Source organism: Actinomycetospora straminea (genome assembly GCF_028737255.1).
In the GTDB taxonomy this organism is placed as follows: Bacteria; Actinomycetota; Actinomycetes; order Mycobacteriales; family Pseudonocardiaceae; genus Actinomycetospora; species Actinomycetospora straminea.
In genome coordinates this window covers 68530-84962 of record NZ_JAQZAN010000017.1, presented here as the reverse complement: position 1 = coordinate 84962, position 16433 = coordinate 68530, and the positions used below count along the sequence as shown (strand labels likewise).

Below are 16433 nucleotides of genomic sequence, written 5' to 3'. Positions count from 1 at the left end.
GCTCACCGCCGCCCGCCGACGCCCGGGGTGAACGCCCAGGCGGCCACGAGGACGGCGCCGACGGTGAGCACCATCGCGCCCGGGACGTGGATCCACAGCGTCGCGCCCTCCCCGAAGTAGGCCTGGACGAAGCTCAGCACGAAGACCAGGGCGGCCACGATCATCGGCCGGCTCGCCGCGCCGCCCCGCCGGACCAGCGCGGCGGCGATCATCGTCAGGCCGCTCACCACGTGCAGCACGATCGCGCCGGTGGCGTGCAGGGCCTCCGCGCCCTCCGCGCCGCCGGGGCCGACCAGCGACCCGGCCGTCAGGAACTGCCAGGCCAGGACGACGACGGTGAGCACCGCCAGGACGCGCAGGGCCGTGAGCACGGCCGGCGCGGTGCGGGTCCGCCCGGTCACGGTGTGGGTCATGGTGATCCCTTCGTGGTGGTCGTGCCCCGTCTACCCCCCGACGGGCCCACTCACCCCGGCGCGATCAGCCCTCACAGCGCCTCCACACGTCGGGCGACCTCGTCGAGCCGGCTGAGGCACCGGCCCAGCGTCCCCAGCTCCGCGCGGCCCTCGCGCAGCACCTGCAGCGCAACCCCGGGCGGCAGACCGGGGAACGGCGAGTGCCGCGTCCCGATCGCCGTGCCGACGCCCTCGAGCGCGACGACGAGCGGCCGGCGCAGCGCCTCCACCCCGTCGCCCGCCCGCACGGTCGGCGCCATCGCCCCCACCAGGTCGGACACGCCCGCCGCCTCCGCGATCGCGGCGATCTCCCGGGCGAGCCCGTCGGCCGCCTCGCGCGGACCGGCCTCGTCGGTGCTGCGCGCGTGGTGCCGGCCCCGCGGCTCCGGGATCCGCTCGGGGCGGCGCGGCGCGCGGCGCACGGTCTCGGTCGCGCCCTCGGGGGCGGACGGGATCGCGAACCCCGCCGGCGTCAGCGGGGGCGTGGGCTCGGCCGGGGGTGCCGCCGGCGGGCCGCCCCGGCGGGCGCGCGGGGGCACGCGGACCTGCCGGGTGGCGCTCACCGACCCGGGCACGGTGGACAGCGCCCCGAGCACGACGACGGCCTTGGGGTCGTCGCGCATGCCGGGGACGTGGCCGAGGAGGTCGGCGAGCAGGGTGCTGATGCGGGGGGTCCGGCTCGTGCTGCCGGTGAGGTAGACGTCGACGAGCGCGTCGGGCGTGGTGCCGGCGCGCGTGACGGTGTCCTGCAGCTCGGCGACGCTGCGGGCGAGCAGGGGCTCGACGGCCTTCTCGTACTCGCGGCGCGTCACGCGGATCTCGTCGTCGTAGCCCGGGACCCACAGGTTCACCGCGGGCAGGCGCGACAGGGCCTCCTTGGCCTGGGTGACGTCGCGGCGCAGCAGCGTGCGGTGGCGCTCGGCGACGCGGCCCTCGGCCTCCCAGAGCTCGTTCCACGTGTCGGGGTCGAGGGCCTCGGCGTGCTCGGCGAGGATCTCCATGAACGCGGCGTCGAGGTCCTCGCCGCCCAGCGCGACGTCGCCGCCCGGCGAGCCGGCGAGCTCGAAGCCGTCGCCGCGGCGGCGCAGGACGGCGGTGTCGAAGGTGCCGCCGCCGAAGTCGTAGACCCCGATCATGCCGCCGTCGGGCACGTCGTCACCGGTGCGGACGTAGTGGTGGGCGGCGGCGACGGGCTCGGCGACGAGGTCGGGCTCGCCCAGGCCCGCGCGCTCGGCGGCCTCGGCGAGGCGGCGCAGCTCGGTGCCGCCGGCCTGCCAGCGTGCCGGGTGGGTCAGGACCACGCGGGTGGGGCGGCTGCCGGAGAAGCGCCGGCCGGCCTCGCCCGCGACCCGGGCCAGCACGGCCGCGACGAGCTCGACGGTGCCGAGCGTGCGCCTGCCCAGCAGCACCTGCTCGGACGCGACGAGCGCGCGCTTGGGCACCCGCTCGGTCCGGTCGGGCGCCATCGCCGCCTCGTTGACGGCGTCGCGACCGGTGAGGACCGTGCCGTCGTCGTCGACGCAGACCAGCGAGGGCACGTACTTCGACCCGTCGATCTCCAGGACCTCGGCGCGCCCGCCCGCCAGCGTGGCGGTCGTGGTGAACGAGGTCCCGAAGTCGATCGCGAGGTGCCAGTCGGTCACACCGCGCCGCCGTCCCAGGCCGGGTCGGTGGCGTCCCAGTCCCCGTGCGCCTCGTAGCCGCCGTGGGTGTCGGGCGCGCCCGGGTCGTCGTGGCCGTGCTCGTCGAGCGCGGGCTCGGCGGACCAGGCGGCGGGATCGTCGGTGTCGGCGGGGTCGTCGGCGGCCGGGTCGTCGACGGCCGGGTCCTCGCCGGCCTCGCCCGTCACCACGGCGAGCATGTGCTCCCACACGGCGTCGGGCAGCGCGCCGTCGTCGACGGCGAGCGCCGAGGTCAGCAGGCCCTGCTCGTCGCCGGAGAGGACGGTGTCGGGGTCGGTGTCGGGGTAGCGGGACATGTCGAGCCAGGCGGCGTCGGGCCCCCCGGCTCCCTGGGGCGCGGTCACGACGACTCCTCCTCGGTGGATCGGTGGGCGGGCAGCCGGCGGGCCAGCTGCTCGGCGGTCTCCCTCAGTTCGTTGCGGCGCTTCAGCTTCGCGTCCACTTCGGCCCTGCGCCGGGCCAGCGCGCTCTTCTCGCTGGCCAGGTTCTTCTCGTGCTCGGCGAGGCTCGCGGTCAAGCGGTCCTTCTCCGCGGTCAGTGCGGCGGTGATCTGGCGGCCCAGCACGTCGCGGGCGCCGTGGACGGCCTGCGCGACCACCGGCGGGATCTCGTTGTTGAGGCGCGTGGTGACCTCGCCGAGGTAGCGGCGGGCGTCCTCGCGGCTCCGGGCGCCGCGCTCCTTGCTCCAGCGCCGCCAGGAGAAGAACCCGACCGCACCCAGCCCGGCGAGGATGCCCACGGGCGGCGCGACGACGAGGGCCACGAGGTGCCCGAGCCCCATCCCGAGGCCCGCGGCCATGATCCCCTGCTCGGCGAAGCTCGTGCTGCCCTGGCCGCGGGCGGCCTCGGGCAGCTGCGCGAGGCGCTCCGGGGCGTCCGGGACGACGCCGGCGAGGTCCACCTCGACGCCCTCGAGGTCGGCGAGCAGTGCCTCGCCGAGGGCGGTGAGCTCGCGGCGCAGCAGCGTGTCGAGCTCGATCCACAGCGCCTGCGCCCGCGGCGGCAGGTCGGTGGCGACCTCGTCGAAGATCTTCGACGAGCCCGCCGCGATGCTGTCGCCGACCTGCTTGCGCAGGTCCTCGAGCCGCCGCGCGAGCTCGGTGCGCATGCGCTGCTCGAGGCGCACCGAGCGCTCCGAGAGCGTCTGGCGCCACGTCGCGTTCTGGCCCTGCAGCGCGGTGAGCGCCTCCTTCTCGCGCTTGACCAGCTCGGCGAACTCCGGCGAGAGCGACAGCGACATCGCCCGCCGCACCTGCAGCGCCGACAGGCGCTTGACCAGCACCGACGCCTGGTGCAGCAGGTTCGCCAGGCGCAGCCCGTCGGCGCCCTCGGCGAGGCCCGCGAGGTGCTCGGCCAGCGGCACGATCCCGCTCGCGGCCCGCTCCTGTGCGGCCTCCTCGGGCTCGCCGTCGGCCTCGGCGGCGATCGCGTCGGCGGCCGCGCGGCTCGACATCCCGAACCACGGCGCATCGGCGTAGCGCGGGGCGTGCGCGGCGATCAGCTCGACGTTGCGCGCCCGCACCTGCTCCCACGCCGGGAACTGGTCGATCTTGGTGAGCGCGAAGACCACGGTGGCGATGCGCGCGGTGGCGCGCTCGAGGAACGCGAGCTCCGAGGCGGTGATCTCGCTGGACCCGTCGAGGACGAACACGAGGGCGTCGGCCCGGTCGAGGGTCGCGAGCGTCAGGGCCGCGTGCCCGGCGACCAGCCCGCCGACCCCGGGGGTGTCGATCAGCTCCAGCCCACCGGCGAGCAGCGGGGCGGGGACGCGGACCTGCACCTGGCTGACGTCCTCGTGCTCGGGGACGCGGGCGCCCGGGTCGAGCGCGGCGTACTCGGCGACCGCGTCGAGCGGCACCTCGCGCCCGGTGGGTCCGCCGCCCTCGACGACCGTCGCGCCGTCGGGGCCGTACGAGACGACGACGTGCACGCAGGTGGCGACGTCGGCGTCGACGGGCAGCAGGCCCGGGCGCCCGACCAGCGCGTTGATGAGCGAGCTCTTGCCGCGCTTCTTCTCCCCGACCACCACGACGGCCGCGCTGCCGCTGCGCACCCGGGCGACGTCGACGTCGAGGCCCTCGGCCGCGGCCGCCTCGTCGTCCTCCACCGCCACCTTCCGCACGGCGGCGACCAGCGCGAGGACCTCGTCGGCCATCGGGTGGGGCCGGCGCTCGTCGGTGGAGGCGGCGGTGCTCATCGGGGGCTCCCGGGCGTCAGGGCGTAGACGACGACCTCGGGCCGCCGCAGGAGCCGGCCCCGGTCGAGGTAGCCGGCACGTTCGGTGCTCGCGACCGTGCGGTCGCGGGCGGGGTCGTCGGTCGGCTCCCGGTCGACGGCGTCGTGCTGGGTGCCGTCGAAGGGCAGGCCGTCCGGTTCGACCGCGACCACCCCGACGTCGGCGAGGCCCCGGTGCACCCGGGCCCGGAGGCCGGGCCCGGCGGTGTCGAGGCGGTCGGCGAGGTCGATGCAGAGCTCGACCAGGGCCGCCCGCTCGACCACCGGGGTCGCCGGGGTCTCGGCCGTGGTGCCGAGGTGGCCGGTCACGATCAGAAGCCGTTCGGGTCGTGGGCCGTGGTGTCGGCCTGGCCGTCGCCGTCGGTGTCGACCGCGGCGGTGTCGAAGTCCCCGTCGCCGTCGGTGTCGAGCACCATCGTGTCGTAGTAGCCGTCGGCGTCGGTGTCGACGATGCCGGTCTCGAAGGTGCCGTTGTGGTCGGTGTCGGCGACCGAGGTGTCGAGCCGGCCGTCGCCGTCGGTGTCGGTGGTGACGAAGTCGACGTTACCGGCCGCGTCGGTCTCGTACGTACCGATCATGGTGCCGTTCGCGTCGTAGACACCGCCGTCGGCGCTGAAGTAGGTCTCGCCGGCCGTGTCGGTCGTGCCGCTCATGGTCGCTCCCGCGGGGCGGGGCCCGCGGGGTCGCGGGCCGTTCGCGTCTGTGACGGCGCGACCGGGCCCGGATGTTCCGGGGGCCGCCGACTTTTCCGCGAGTTCTTCGCGGCGTTCGTCGTGGAGCGCTAGGCGAGGGCCGCGCGGGCGCCCGCCGCGAGCGTGCCGACGGTCGGCGTCCGGTCGCCCGGTGTCTTCGCCAGCGCGCCCGCGACGACCGCGTCGAACGCCGCCGGCACGCCCCGGCGCTGCTCCGACGGCCGCGGGATCGGGCCCTCGAGGTGCCCGCGCATGCGCTCGGGCAGGCTGCGCCCGGGATAGGGCCGGGCGCCGGTGAGGCACGTGTAGAGCACGCAGCCCAGGGCGTAGACGTCCTCGCGGTGGTCGGTGGCGCCGCCGCGGAAGCGCTCGGGCGCGGTGTGGTCGAGCGAGAGCCCGTTGCGCGAGACCAGACCGAAGTCGCCGACGCGCAGCTCGCCGGCGCCCGGGTCGGTGAAGACGACGTTGGCGGGCTTGATGTTGCGGTGCGCCAGTCCGCGCGCGTGCGCGGCGGCGAGGGCGCGCGCGACCTGCTCGACGACGGCCACCGCGCGCGCCGGGTCCAGCACCTCCTCGCGGTGGAGCACCGCGCCGAGGTCCGGGCCGCCGAGCAGCGGCGTCGCGACGAACAGCCGCCCCCCGGTCTCGCCGTAGTCGAGCACCGGCAGGACGTGCGGCTCGCGCAGCGTGCGGGCGATGCCGCACGAGCGGTCGAAGCGGGCGCGGTACTCGCGGTCGGCGTCCTCGGCGGCGAGCAGCTTGAGCGCGACGACGCGGTCGTGGGCGGTGTCGTGGGCGCGCAGCACCTCGCCGGACCGCCCGCGGTGCACGACGTCCTGCACCACGTACGGCCCGAGGACGGCCCGCGGCGGACCGGCGCGGGGCGGTACCCCCGACGGCACCCCCACCGTGACCTCCCCTCCGCCCGAGCTGCCCGACAGCGTGGTCATCGGGTCGGTGTCCGAGCCTGCCAGCTCGCCCCGGCCTCCGCTGCCGCTCGCCCCGTGAAGAGCATGTGCTCGCACAGCTCCCGCGCGGTGCGGACGTGGCGCTGCAGCACCCGCGACGGGCGGGCCTCGAGGCGGCGCCACTGCGGGATCTGGGCGGCGGCCGCGGCGGCGATCGCGGCCGGGTCGGCGTCGGCGGCGAGCCCGAGGCGGTGGGCGTCGTCGGCGCCGGTGGCGAGGTCGCGCAGCCGCGCGGTGTCCTCGTCCCCGAGGCGCATCCGGCCGGCCTCGAGGTCGACCAGGGCCGACGCGAGGTCCACCTGGCGCAGCGCGGGCTCGAGCCGCAGCCGGTCGAGCTCGGACTGGAGCGCGAGCAGGGCCCGCCGGTCGACCTCGTCGGCGGCGTCCCACCCGAGGTGCTCGAGCGCGGCGATGCCGGCGCTGGCGCGCAGCCGATCGGCGCCGGCGACGAAGACGGTCTCGATGCGCTCGATCAGCTCGGCGACCCCCGACCGCTGCGCGAGCCCCGCGAGCAGGGCGGGCGTCGCGCGCCGGCCCTCGTCGAGCAGCTCGAGGGCGACCCGGATGCCGTGCAGGCCGAGCAGCTCGAGGAGGCGCTCGCGGTCGTCGCCGGGGATCGGGGCCTCCTCCCAGGCCCGGAACCGCTGGACCGTGCGCAGCTTGCGGACCACGCCGCCGCGGTCGGCCTCGGCGAGGGCGCGCAGGGCGCGGGCGTCGGTCTCGGAGAAGTCGGGGCCGCGCGCGGTCTCGGCCAGCAGCCCGGCGACCGGGACGACGTCGGAGAGCACGGCGCGCAGCTCGCGGGCGTACCGGTCGGCGACGCGCCGCGCCGTCGGCCAGGGGTCGTCGTCGTCGGCGAGCGTGTCGATGCGCGACAGGACGCCGATCATGTTCGCCGCCCCCAGCCGGAGGCCCCCGGACCAGCCGCGGACGGCCTCGATGGCCTCGGCGTCGCGCTCGCCGGGGTGGGGCATGAGGTAGACGACGGCGTCGGCGTCGGCCAGCGCCGCGAGCGAGTCGGGGTCCAGCTTCGACAGCGAGTCCATGCCCGGGGTGTCGATCAGCGTGTGCCGGGTGAGCGCGTCGTTGGGGGTCTCGACGGTGAGGTGCCCGATCTCCGCATCGCCCCCGCCGACGGTCGCGCCGACCCCGCCGGTCGCGGCGAGCGGCAGGACCCGCTCGGTGCCGTCGCGGTGGTGCACGCGGACCCGGGCCTGGTGGCCGTGGCGGAACCAGGTGACCAGGCGCGTCGTCTCCGTCGCCCCGGTCGCCGCGAGCCGCTCCTGGAGCAGGGCGTTGGCCAGCGTCGACTTGCCGGCGTTCATCCGCCCGCCGACCGCGACGCGGATGCGCGGTTCGGACAGGCGCGTCACCAGCCCGTCGAGGCGCTCGCGCAGCTCGGGGGTGCGCAGCCGGTCCCGGGTGCCGGCGCAGAGCGCGATGAGCCGCGAGGTGACGGGACCGACCGGGCCTGTCATGCCGAGCGGACCGCCGGACGGTCGGTGAGCAGCTCGACGAGGGCCTGGCGCCCCCGGGAGAGCTGGGACTTGACGGTCTGGACGGGGATGTCGCGCAGCTCGGCGATCTCGGTGTACGACAGGTCGCAGATCTCGCGCAGCACCACCACCGCGCGGTACTGCGGGGGCAGCTGGGCGAGCGCGCGGTCGACGTCCATGCGCGCGATGACCCCGCCGTCGGCGGCCCGGACCGGGGTGGGCTCTGGGACCTCCTCCGCGGGCTCCGGGGCGCGCTTGCGGCGGCGGACCTCGTCGATCGCGGCGTTGGTGGCGACGCGGTAGAGCCAGGTGCCGACCGCGGAGCGGCCGTCGAACTCCCCGAGCCGCTTCCAGGCCAGGATCATCGTCTCCTGGAGCGCCTCCTGGGCGTCCTGGTCGTGGCAGGTCACCCGGCGGCACACGGCGTAGAGGCGGGGGCGGTGGCGGGTCATCAGCTCCGCGAAGGCGGCCTGGTCGCCGCCGGCGGCGAGCACCGCGAGCTCGGTGTCCGGCCGTTCGCCGGTCACGCCTGCTGCGCCCACGACCCCTCCTCGGTGTTCCTGGACCACGTCGTCACTCGTCGCTACCGACCGTGACGACGACCCCGAGCCGCCGGGCCAGAGGTTACGTTCCGTCGACCCCCCGGCCAAGCGACTCACTCGTACAGCTTAGTGGCAGCTTCGGTGAGTGACCACGCCGGTCGGGAACACCGCGGGCCGCCCGTACGCTGACAATGGTGGGTCGAGCCGTCCGCCGGCCCCCAGTGACCGGTGTCCCGTCGACGGCCGCCGTCGTCACGACAGCGCCGGGACACGCGTCCCGAGCGATCACCCGCCCCGCGTCAGGAGGAGTCCGCACGGTGTCAGCCGCGACCGGCGTCGGCAGCGACGTCGGGACCGACCTCGCGACCCGCGTCGCCGCGCTCGGACCCGCCGACGAGCACCGCCTGCGGCGGCGGATCGCGGGCGCGCAGCGCATCGGCGACGACGGCCGGCGGGCGGGCACGCTCGAGAAGATCGCCGGCGACGTCACCGCGGCCGAGCAGCGGCTGGCGCGTCGGCGGGCGTCGGTCCCCGCGATCACCTACCCGGAGGCGCTGCCGATCACCGAGCGCGTCGGGGAGATCCGCGCCGCGCTGGAGTCGCACCAGGTGGTCGTCGTCGCGGGCGAGACCGGCTCGGGCAAGACGACGCAGCTGCCGAAGATCGCGCTCGAGCTCGGGCGCGGGGTCCTCGGCACCATCGGCCACACCCAGCCGCGCCGCATCGCCGCGCGCACCGTCGCCGAGCGCGTGGCCGAGGAGCTGGGCACGACGGGCACCGACACCGTCGGCTACCAGGTGCGGTTCACCAGCCGCGCGAGCGAGGACACGCTGGTCAAGCTCATGACCGACGGCATCCTGCTCGCCGAGATCCAGCAGGACCGGCTGCTGCGCCGCTACGACACGCTGATCATCGACGAGGCCCACGAGCGCAGCCTCAACATCGACTTCCTCCTCGGCTACCTCGCCCAGCTCCTGCCGCGCCGCCCCGACCTCAAGGTCGTCATCACCTCGGCGACGATCGACCCCGAGCGCTTCAGCCGGCACTTCGGCGACGCCCCGATCGTCGAGGTGTCCGGCCGGACCTACCCGGTCGAGATCCGCTACCGGTCGCTGGTGGACGAGGAAGGCGAGCAGCGCGACCAGGTCGAGGGCATCGTCGACGCGGTCGACGAGCTGCGCCGCGAGGGTCCGGAGGGGGACGTGCTCGTCTTCCTCTCCGGCGAGCGGGAGATCCGCGACGCCGCCGACGCCCTGCGCGAGCACGCGGAGCAGGCGCACGTCGAGGACCTCGACGTCCTCCCCCTCTACGCGCGGCTGTCGTCCGCCGAGCAGCACCGGGTCTTCGAGCCGGCCCCGGGCGGGCGGCGGCGGGTCGTCCTGGCCACGAACGTCGCCGAGACCTCGCTGACCGTGCCCGGCATCCGCTACGTCGTCGACCCCGGCCTCGCGCGCATCTCCCGCTACTCGCGGCGCACGAAGGTGCAGCGCCTGCCGATCGAGCCGATCTCGCAGGCGTCGGCCACCCAGCGCGCGGGGCGGTGCGGGCGCGTCGCGGACGGCATCTGCATCCGGCTCTACGCGGAGGAGGACTTCGACGCGCGCCCGGAGTTCACCGACCCCGAGATCCAGCGGACGAACCTCGCCTCGGTGATCCTGCAGATGGCGGGCGCGAAGCTCGGGCCGGTCGAGGAGTTCCCGTTCGTCGACCCGCCGGAGCGGCTCGCGGTCCGCGACGGCGTGCGGCTGCTGACCGAGCTGGGCGCCCTGGTCGACGGTGACGCGACACGCCTGTCCGACACCGGCCGCCGGCTCGCCCGCCTGCCCGTCGACCCCCGGATCGCGCGGATGGTGCTCGCGGCCGACGAGCTGGGCTGCCTGCACGAGGTCACGGTCATCGCCGCGGGCCTGTCCGCGCAGGACCCGCGCGAGCGGCCGGCGGACAAGGCCGACCAGGCGGACGCCGCGCACGCCCGCTTCACCGACCCGCGCTCGGACTTCCTGTCGTGGGTGCACCTGTGGGACCACGTGCGCGCGGGCCGTCGCGAACTGTCGTCCAACCAGTTCCGCAAGCGCTGCCAGGCGGAGTTCCTCAACCACCTGCGCATCCGCGAGTGGCAGGACCTGGCCGCGCAGCTGCGCCAGCTGGGCGACGAGCTCGGACTCACCCGCAACGAGCCGTCGGCCGAGATGACGAAGGACCTGGGCAACCGGATCCACCAGGCCCTGCTCACCGGACTGCTCTCGCAGATCGGGCTGGCGCAGGAGCCGCCGACGGACCCGAAGACCGGCAAGCCCCGGCGGCGGGCGCTCATCGAGTACGAGGGCTCGCGCGGTGCCCGGTTCGCGATCTGGCCCGGGTCGACGCTGGCGAAGCGGCCGCCGACGATGGTCATGGCCGCCGAGCTGGTCGAGACCTCGCGGCTCTGGGCGCGCACGGTCGCGGCCGTCGAGCCGGCGTGGGTCGAGGAGGCGGCGGGCGACCTCGTCACCCGCACCCACTCCGAGCCCCGCTGGTCGAAGCGTCGCGGCACGGCCGTCGCCACCGAGCGGGTGTCGCTGTTCGGCGTCCCGCTGACCCTCGACCGCACCGTCGACTACCACCGCATCGACGGCGAGGTGGCCCGCGAGCTCTTCGTGCGCCACGCGCTCGTCCAGGGCGAGTGGAACACCCGCCACGCCTTCGTCACCCGCAACCGCGAGCGGCTCGAGCAGGTCGAGGAGATGGAGCGCCGCGCCCGCCGCGAGCTCGCCGTCGACGAGGAGACGATCTACGCGTTCTACGACGCGCGGGTCCCCGCCGACGTCGTCTCGGTGCGCCACTTCGACCGATGGTGGCAGAAGGCGTCGCGCCGCGACCCGCACCTGCTCGACCTCGACCCGCAGGCCCTGCTCGCCGGGGAGGCGCCGACCGCCGAGCAGTACCCCGACACCTGGACCTCGGGCGGGCTGACGCTCCCGCTGTCCTACGCCTACCAGCCGGGCGCCGAGACCGACGGCGTCACGGTCAGCGTGCCGCTGGCGGTGCTCGGGCAGGTGCGCGCCGAGGACCTCGCGTGGCAGGTCCCAGGGCTGCGCGAGGAGATGCTCACCGCGCTGGTGCGTTCGCTGCCCAAGAACCTGCGGCGCTCGCTGGTGCCCGCGCCGGACTCCGCGCGCGCCCTGCTGGCCCGGTTGGCACACGACGGCGAGCCCGCGCCGGACCAGCCGCTGCTGCCCGCCCTGTCCGCGGCGGTCCGCCGGCTCTCGGGGCTCGACGTGCCCGTCGACGCCTGGAACGTGGCGGGCCTCCCGTCGCACCTGCGGCTGACCTTCCGTGTCACCGACGACGAGGGCGGCACGGTCGCCGAGGGCCCCGACCTCGGCGCGCTGCGCCGCCGGCACGCCGCGGCGACGCGGGCGGCGGTGGCGGCCGTCGCCGACGGGGCCGAGCGGCGCGGGCTGACGTCGTTCGGCGGCCCGGACGGCGTGGGTGAGCTCCCGAGGACCCGGGAGCAGCGGCGCGCCGGCGGCACGGTGACCGCGCACCTGGCGCTGGTCGACACCGGCCGAGCCGTGGACGTGCGCGTCTTCGACTCGGCCGTCGAGGCGCGTGACGCCATGCGCGGCGGCACCCGGCGCCTGCTGCGGCTCGCGGTCGCCTCGCCGGCGCGCTCGCTCGTGCGCTCGCTGGACAACCGCGCGGTGCTGCGCCTGCGCGGGGCGATGACCGCCGGCGGCTACCGCGACGTCGACGCGCTGGCCGAGGACTGCGTGGACGCCGCGATCGACGCGCTCGTGGCCACGGGCGGCGGCCCGGCGTGGGACCCGGCGGCGTTCGAGACGCTGCGCGCCCACGTCGCGGCGCGCCTGCCGGCCGCGGCCGCCGAGGTCCTCTCCCGCGCCGAGACGGCGCTGGGCGAGGCCGGGCAGGTGGCGCTGGCGCTCGACGAGCTCGCCGCCCGCCCCGGCAGCCTGCTCACCGACGCGCTCGACGACGTCCGGGAGCAGAGCCGCGTGCTCGTCGGCGACCGGTTCGTCGCGCGGACGCCGGTGGCGCGCCTGCTCGACGTGGCGCGCTACCTCCGTGCGGCACGCTGGCGCCTCGACAAGCTCCCGACCGCGCCGGGCCGCGACGCCGAGGCGATGGCCACCGCGCACCGGGTCGAGGGCGAGTACCGCGCCCGGCGCACGCGGGCCGCGGCCGAGCCGCGCAGCTTCGACCGCGACGCCTACGACGCCGTGGGCTGGATGCTGCAGGAGCTGCGCGTGAGCCTGTTCGCCCAGGAGGTCGGCACCCCGGGCCCGGTCTCGGAGCAGCGGATCACGAAGGCGCTCGCCAAGCTCTCGTGAGTTCCGCGGCTGTGGCCGTGGGGAGTACTCACATGCGGGGCGGCGGGTCCCCCTGCTTGAGCGCCCAGGCGATGAGGGCCACGGGGACGACGACGATGATCGCCGTCGCGACGCCGGCGAGCACCCACACCCCGGGCACGACGAGCAGCGCGACCCCGACCACGGCGAGGACGCCGACCACGAGCCACGGCACGCTGCCGGCGCGCCGGGCCGGGCGGCCGCCCAGCCGCCGCGCGAAGCGGGGATCGGCCGCCGCCTCGCACTCCGCGAGACGGGCGAGCGCCGCCCGCTCGCGCTCGGTCAGCGGTCCGTGCGGGGGCTCGGGCAGGCGTTCCACGGCGACCTCGTGTGACTCGGACGACGGCGGTGTCGACCTGGGGAAGCATGCCCGGGATCCCCCTCGGGCGCACCCACCGCGGAGTCGATGGTCCGGCTCCGCTCCGCTCCGCCTCGGTGAGGGAGGATGCGCCCCGTGGTGAGCGACGCCGAGGAGGCACTGGTCCAGGAGCAGCTCGAGGCGCTGCACGACCACCACGCGGACGAGCACGAGGACGACATCGTCTCCATCGCGCTGCCGGCCGCCGAGGGCGAGGAGGACGTCTTCGGGCTGGCCGGGACCGCCGTCGACGGCACCCAGTGGACCGTCGGCGACTGCGAGTTCCGCTTCCCGCTGCAGTCGATCTCGAAGGTCGTCACGTACGCCCTCGCGCTCGAGGACAACGGCCGCGAGACGACCCTGCGCCACGTCGGCGTCGAGCCGTCGGGCGACCCGTTCCACTCGATCACCTTCGACGACGAGCACCATCGCCCCCACAACCCGATGGTCAACGCCGGCGCGCTCGTCGCCGCCTACCTCGTCCACGGGGACACGGCCGACGAGAAGATCGAGCGGATCCTCGACCGGATGCGGGCCTTCGCGGGCGCGCCCGACATCGAGGTCGACCAGGAGCTGCTCGCCGACCAGCTCGCCGCCGCCGACCGCAACCTCGCGATCAGCTACCTCATGCGCTCGCTGGGCATGCTCACCGGCGACATCGAGGAGAACCTGCGGGTCTACCTGTCGATGTGCTCGGTGCGCCTGACCACCTGCGAGCTCTCGACCGTCGGCGCGACGCTCGCCAACGGCGGCCTCAACCCGCTGACCGGCCGGCGAGCCCTCGACGCGAGCCACGTCCGCGACGTCGTCAGCGTGATGATGACCTGCGGCATGTACGACGCCGTCGGCGAGTGGGCCACCGACGTCGGCATCCCCGCCAAGAGCGGCGTCTCGGGCGGCATCGTCGCCGTCATGCCCGGACGGCTCGGGCTCGCGACGTTCTCGCCCGGCCTGGACGCCCACGGCAACTCGGTGCGGGGCCAGGCGGTGTTCCGCGAGCTGTCGCTGCGCTACGGGCTGCACATGTTCGCCACCCCGGACCAGACCCGCTTCGGGCGCCTGCGCCGCACGGGAGGGCCTCGCCTGACCCGGGCATGACACGGCAGGATGCTGATCGTGGTCGCGGTGGGAGAACAAGAGCTCGTCCGCAAGCAGCTCGACGAACTGCACGCCGAGTACCGGGACTTCGGCGAGGACCAGGTCGTCAGCTACTACCCCGAGGACGCCCCGGAGGACCAGCGTCACTTCTTCGGGCTGGCGGGGACGAACGTCGACGGGACGCAGTGGCGCGCCGGCGACTGCACGGTGCCGTTCCCGCTGCACTCGGTGTCGAAGGTCTTCACCTACGGGCTCGCGCTCGAGGACAACGGGATGGAGGCGACGCTCGCCCGTGTCGGCCTCGAGCCGTCGGGCGACCCGTTCAACTCGATCAGCTTCGACGAGGTCCACCACCGGCCCTACAACCCCATGATCAACGCCGGTGCGCTCGTCGCGGCGAACCTCGTCGCCGGCAAGGACGTCGACGAGAAGGTCGACCGCATCCTCGAGCGCTACCGGGCCTACGCCGGCAACCCCGGGCTCGCGGTCGACCAGCGGATCCTGCGGGCCCAGCTGCGCAGCAACGACCGCAACCTCGGGCTCTGCTACATCATGCGGTCGCTCGGCATGGTCACGGGCGACATCGACGAGGTCGTCGAGACCTACCTGTCGGCGTGCTCGATCACGGTGACCGCCGCCGACCTGAGCGTCATGGGCGCCACCCTCGCCAACGGCGGGATCAATCCGCTGACCGGCGAGCGGGCCGTCGCCCGTGAGTACGTCCGCGACATCGTCAGCGTGATGATGACGTGCGGCATGTACGACGCCGCCGGCCAGTGGGCCAACGAGGTCGGCATCCCGGCCAAGAGCGGGGTGTCCGGCGACATCGTCTGCGTCCTGCCGCGCTACTTCGGTTTCGGGGTGTTCTCCCCGGGCCTCGACGCGCACGGCAACTCCGTGCGCGGGGTCGCGCTCTGCCGCGAGCTGTCCGAGACCTTCGGCCTCCACGTGTTCGCCGACCCGGCGGACTCGCGGTTCGGTCGGGTCGCCCAGCCGGAGCCCGCCTGACGAGGCGGGGATGATGGGGGCGTGCGGGACGTACGGGCATCGGACGCCGAGCGCGAGCTCGTCGTCGAGCGGCTGCAGCGCGCGGTCGGCAACGGGCGCCTGACCGTCGAGGAGTTCGAGGAACGGGCCGCCGCGGCCTACGCCGCGACGACCCGTGGCGAGCTCGCCGACCTCACCCGCGATCTGCCCGGTCACCTCTGGTGACCGGCTCGGCCGCCGCGCCGTCGGTGCCGTTCTCGGTGACCGGCTCGGCGGTGACCGGCTCGGCGGTGCCCGGCTCGGCGGTGCCCGAATCGGCGGTGCCCGAATCGGCGGTGACCGGCTCGGCGGCCTCCCGGGCCGCCGGCTCGGCCGCGGCCTCGATCGCCCGTCGGACCGCCTCGCCGGTGTCCCCGCTCGCCTGACCCGCGGCGCCGGCGGCCCCGGCCGTCGTGTTCTCGAAGAACCGCAGCAGCTCCACCGGCAGCGGCATGACCAGCGTCGAGTTCTTGTCCGACGCCACGTCGGTGACGGTCTGCAGCAGGCGCAGCTGCAGCGCGCCCGGGGCGGCGCTCATGCGCTCCGAGGCCTGGGTGAGCTTCTCCGAGGCCTCGAGCTCGGCCTCGGCGGAGATCACGCGGGCGCGGCGGTCACGCTCGGCCTCGGCCTGGCGCGACATCGAGCGCCGCATGCCCTCGGGCAGCGCGATGTCCTTGATCTCGACGCGGTCGATGCTCACGCCCCAGTCCTCGGTGGGCGCGTCGATCACGGCCTTGAGCTCGGAGTTGATCGCCTCGCGGTCGGAGAGCAGCGTGTCCAGGTCGGCGCGGCCGATGACCGACCGCATCGAGGTCTGCGCGACCTGCGACGTCGCCCGCAGGTAGTCGTCGACGTTGATCACCGCGCGGACCGGGTCGCTCACACGGAAGTAGACGACGGCGTCGACGCCGATCGTCACGTTGTCCCGGGTGATCGCGTTCTGCGACGGCACGTCGAGCACCGTGGTCTGGATCGGCACCTTCCGCATGCGGTCGACGAACGGGACGATCACCCGCAGGCCCGGCTCGCGGACCTGCGGCAGGAGGCGCCCGAAGCGCAGCACGATCCCGCGTTGGTACTGCTGGACCGCCTGGAGCGCGGCGCCCCCCGTGATCAGGGCCAGGAGCCCGACGACGATGAGGACGATCAGCAGGCCTTCCATGCCCGCCCCCTTCCGGTGCGTCAGCCCCCAGGGTCCTCGCCACCGCCGGCCCGCGCCCGGTGGCGACCGGAACGCCGCCGGGACGTCACCGCTTCGGCATGATCACCCACAGCGCGATGTAGATGATGAATTGCGGCCCGGGCAGCAGGCACGAGAGCACGAACAGCAGCCGCACCACCCCGGCCGACATCCCGAAGCGCTCCGCGAGCCCGGCACACACCCCGGCGATCACCTTGTTGTTCTGCGGCCTGGTCAGCGTGGCCATGACGCCTCCGTTCCCTCGTCGCGGCTGGACACCACCGACGTTGCCGCAACGAACGGTGGGGGTCGCGAGTGCCCGACCCCGGACTTTGCCGGGGTCGCCGTGACGCCG

16 protein-coding genes are annotated in these 16433 nt (G+C 75.3%); 4 read left to right on the top strand and 12 right to left on the bottom strand.

Annotated features, from left to right (window positions below; all coding sequences use genetic code 11):
* Window positions 1-2: 2 nt before the first annotated feature.
* From PH190_RS21655 to PH190_RS21615, 9 genes are all read right to left on the bottom strand, one after another.
* Window positions 3-413 carry a hypothetical protein gene (locus tag PH190_RS21655; RefSeq protein WP_274233599.1) on the bottom strand — a complete coding sequence of 137 codons (411 nt, stop codon included), beginning with the start codon at window positions 411-413 and terminating at the stop codon, window positions 3-5.
* Window positions 414-484: 71 nt separating this feature from the next.
* The gene (locus tag PH190_RS21650; protein WP_274233598.1) at window positions 485-2095 is read right to left on the bottom strand and encodes an Hsp70 family protein; all 1611 of its coding nucleotides are present in this window, start codon (window positions 2093-2095) and stop codon (window positions 485-487) included.
* Window positions 2092-2478, bottom strand: a complete 387-nt coding sequence (locus tag PH190_RS21645; protein WP_274233597.1) for a hypothetical protein — start codon at window positions 2476-2478, stop codon at window positions 2092-2094. Before PH190_RS21645 ends, PH190_RS21650 begins: the two co-directional genes overlap by 4 nt.
* On the bottom strand, window positions 2475-4331 hold the full coding sequence (locus tag PH190_RS21640) for a dynamin family protein (protein WP_274233596.1): 1857 nt from the start codon (window positions 4329-4331) through the stop codon (window positions 2475-2477). Before PH190_RS21640 ends, PH190_RS21645 begins: the two co-directional genes overlap by 4 nt.
* Window positions 4328-4678 (bottom strand): nucleotide exchange factor GrpE, encoded by a 351-nt coding sequence (gene grpE / locus PH190_RS21635; protein WP_274233595.1) that lies wholly within the window; start codon window positions 4676-4678, stop codon window positions 4328-4330. Before grpE ends, PH190_RS21640 begins: the two co-directional genes overlap by 4 nt.
* 2 nt (window positions 4679-4680) lie before the next feature.
* Window positions 4681-5022, bottom strand: coding sequence for a hypothetical protein (locus PH190_RS21630; protein ID WP_274233594.1), 342 nt, complete (start codon window positions 5020-5022; stop codon window positions 4681-4683).
* A 128-nt stretch (window positions 5023-5150) separates the two neighbouring features.
* Window positions 5151-6011, bottom strand: a complete 861-nt coding sequence (locus PH190_RS21625) for a serine/threonine-protein kinase (RefSeq protein WP_274233593.1) — start codon at window positions 6009-6011, stop codon at window positions 5151-5153.
* A complete protein-coding gene (locus PH190_RS21620; RefSeq protein ID WP_274233592.1) occupies window positions 6008-7507 on the bottom strand; it encodes a dynamin family protein in 1500 nt (499 codons plus the stop codon). The genes PH190_RS21625 and PH190_RS21620 overlap by 4 nt, the downstream gene beginning before the upstream one ends.
* Window positions 7504-8067: an RNA polymerase sigma factor gene (locus tag PH190_RS21615; RefSeq protein ID WP_274233591.1), complete on the bottom strand. Its 564-nt coding sequence runs from the start codon at window positions 8065-8067 to the stop codon at window positions 7504-7506. The genes PH190_RS21620 and PH190_RS21615 overlap by 4 nt, the downstream gene beginning before the upstream one ends.
* 317 nt (window positions 8068-8384) lie before the next feature.
* Here PH190_RS21615 and hrpA point away from each other — a divergent pair, with 317 nt between their 5' ends.
* Window positions 8385-12398: an ATP-dependent RNA helicase HrpA gene (gene hrpA / locus PH190_RS21610; protein ID WP_274233590.1), complete on the top strand. Its 4014-nt coding sequence runs from the start codon at window positions 8385-8387 to the stop codon at window positions 12396-12398.
* Window positions 12399-12426: 28 nt separating this feature from the next.
* Here hrpA and PH190_RS21605 read toward each other — a convergent pair whose 3' ends face one another.
* Complete coding sequence (locus tag PH190_RS21605) at window positions 12427-12735, bottom strand: DUF3040 domain-containing protein (protein WP_274233589.1); 309 nt, start codon at window positions 12733-12735, stop codon at window positions 12427-12429.
* Between the two features lie 138 nt (window positions 12736-12873).
* Here PH190_RS21605 and glsA (PH190_RS21600) point away from each other — a divergent pair, with 138 nt between their 5' ends.
* The 3 genes from glsA (PH190_RS21600) to PH190_RS21590 are packed head-to-tail and all read left to right on the top strand — an operon-like array spanning window position 12874 to window position 15084.
* Complete coding sequence (gene glsA, locus PH190_RS21600) at window positions 12874-13872, top strand: glutaminase A (RefSeq protein WP_274233588.1); 999 nt, start codon at window positions 12874-12876, stop codon at window positions 13870-13872.
* A gap of 9 nt (window positions 13873-13881) precedes the next feature.
* Window positions 13882-14880 (top strand): glutaminase A, encoded by a 999-nt coding sequence (gene glsA / locus PH190_RS21595; RefSeq protein ID WP_274233587.1) that lies wholly within the window; start codon window positions 13882-13884, stop codon window positions 14878-14880.
* A 21-nt stretch (window positions 14881-14901) separates the two neighbouring features.
* Window positions 14902-15084, top strand: coding sequence for a DUF1707 SHOCT-like domain-containing protein (locus PH190_RS21590; RefSeq protein WP_274233586.1), 183 nt, complete (start codon window positions 14902-14904; stop codon window positions 15082-15084).
* On the opposite strand, the gene PH190_RS21585 is transcribed toward PH190_RS21590, so the two are convergent.
* Window positions 15053-16060 (bottom strand): slipin family protein, encoded by a 1008-nt coding sequence (locus tag PH190_RS21585; protein ID WP_274233585.1) that lies wholly within the window; start codon window positions 16058-16060, stop codon window positions 15053-15055. The two genes, PH190_RS21590 and PH190_RS21585, sit on opposite strands and share 32 nt — an antisense overlap.
* Window positions 16061-16145: 85 nt before the next feature.
* Complete coding sequence (locus tag PH190_RS21580) at window positions 16146-16325, bottom strand: PspC domain-containing protein (RefSeq protein WP_274233584.1); 180 nt, start codon at window positions 16323-16325, stop codon at window positions 16146-16148.
* Window positions 16326-16433: the final 108 nt, after the last annotated feature.

Bases quoted from the DNA above. Each gene is read 5' to 3' on its own strand.
- PH190_RS21580 (WP_274233584.1), bottom strand. From the start codon at position 16,325: ATGGCCACGCTGACCAGGCCGCAGAACAACAAGGTGATCGCCGGGGTG.
- PH190_RS21625 (WP_274233593.1), bottom strand. From the start codon at position 6,011: ATGACCACGCTGTCGGGCAGCTCGGGCGGAGGGGAGGTCACGGTGGGG.
- PH190_RS21620 (WP_274233592.1), bottom strand. From the start codon at position 7,507: ATGACAGGCCCGGTCGGTCCCGTCACCTCGCGGCTCATCGCGCTCTGC.
- PH190_RS21655 (WP_274233599.1), bottom strand. From the start codon at position 413: ATGACCCACACCGTGACCGGGCGGACCCGCACCGCGCCGGCCGTGCTC.
- PH190_RS21630 (WP_274233594.1), bottom strand. From the start codon at position 5,022: ATGAGCGGCACGACCGACACGGCCGGCGAGACCTACTTCAGCGCCGAC.
- glsA (WP_274233587.1), top strand. From the start codon at position 13,882: ATGCTGATCGTGGTCGCGGTGGGAGAACAAGAGCTCGTCCGCAAGCAG.
- PH190_RS21585 (WP_274233585.1), bottom strand. From the start codon at position 16,060: ATGGAAGGCCTGCTGATCGTCCTCATCGTCGTCGGGCTCCTGGCCCTG.
- PH190_RS21640 (WP_274233596.1), bottom strand. From the start codon at position 4,331: ATGAGCACCGCCGCCTCCACCGACGAGCGCCGGCCCCACCCGATGGCC.